The 1,192-nt window shown below is 67.3% G+C and carries 1 protein-coding gene and 1 pseudogene; one reads left to right on the forward strand and one right to left on the reverse strand.

What is annotated here, in order from left to right; translation table 11 throughout:
- A partial coding sequence (locus tag ACT84W_RS06470) for a fructose-bisphosphatase class III (RefSeq protein ID WP_444328614.1) occupies positions 1-200 on the forward strand: 200 nt, incomplete at its 5' end.
- Positions 201-333: 133 nt separating this feature from the next.
- On the opposite strand, the pseudogene ACT84W_RS06475 reads toward ACT84W_RS06470, so the two are convergent.
- Positions 334-1,192, reverse strand: a pseudogene (locus ACT84W_RS06475) (ATP-dependent zinc metalloprotease FtsH); the annotation flags it as partial.

A 1,192-nucleotide genomic window follows, 5' to 3' on the forward strand; every position in this document is an offset into this window, starting at 1 on the left:
CCTTCGCGAGCATCAAGGACGTCCTCGACCTGAACGCCGACATCATGAGCGACGACGATCGCTTCCGCCGCTGGCCGCGCCCCCTCACCGTGGGCGACACGGACGCCGGCGTGCAGATCCGCGAGCAGATCGCCGACCTGCGAGAGCTTTTGTCCGCCTACCGCAACGGCGACGTGCCCGAGCGCACCGCGAGCTCCTAGGGGCAAAGGCCCCGGCCAGGGCCCGGCCGAGAAGGGCCCTTTAGAATTGTTCCTAATGCAAAAAAGGCGCGCGCCCAACGAGAGGTCCTCGTTGGGCGCACGCCCGTCTTCGTGCGGATCGCAGGAATCGGCACTACTGCTGCTGACCGTCTGCCGGCGCAGGCATCGCCGGGGCAAAGCCGTCGTCGTGCGTGAGGATGTTCATGAACTCCTCGCCGGTGATGGTCTCCTTCTTTTGCAGGTAATGCGCGATCTCGTGCAGCTTGAAGCGGTTCTTCTGGAGCGTCGCGAGCGCGGTCTGGTGGCCCTCCTCGACGAGCGCCTGGACCTCGGCGTCGATCTCCTGCGCGGTGCCCTCGGAACAGGTGAGCTCCGAGCCGCCGCCGAGGTAGCGGTTGCGCTGCTGGCCGAGCGCGACCATGCCGAACTTGTCGGACATGCCGTACTGGGTGACCATGGCGCGCGCGATGCCGGTGGCCTTCTCGATGTCGTTCGAGGCGCCGGTGGTCATCTCGCCGAAGATGAGCTCCTCGGCGGCGCGGCCGCCGCAGAGCACGGCGATCTTGTTCTTGGCCTCCTCGCGCGTGGTGAGGAAGTGCTCGTCCTCCTCGACCTGCATGGTGAAGCCGAGCGCGCCCGAGGTGCGCGGCACGATCGTGATCTTCGAGACGGGCGCCGAGCCCTTCTGCATGGCAGCGACGATGGCGTGGCCGGTCTCGTGGTAGCTGACGACCTCCTTCTCATGCTGGGAAAGAACGGTCGACTTCTTTTTCTCGCCGGCGATGACGACGTCGACGGACTCGGCCAGGTCCTCCTGCGTCACGCGCTTGCGCCCGAAGCGCACCGCGCGAAGGGCGGCCTCGTTGATGATGTTCGCGAGGTCCGCGCCCGAGGCGCCGGGGGTCGAGCGGGCAAGGACGCCCAGGTCGATGCCGGGCTCCATCTTTACGTCGTTGGCGTGGATCTGCAGGATCGCCTCGCGGCCGGCGAGG

The organism is Paratractidigestivibacter sp., assembly GCF_052362415.1.
Taxonomy (GTDB): Bacteria; Actinomycetota; Coriobacteriia; order Coriobacteriales; family Atopobiaceae; genus Paratractidigestivibacter.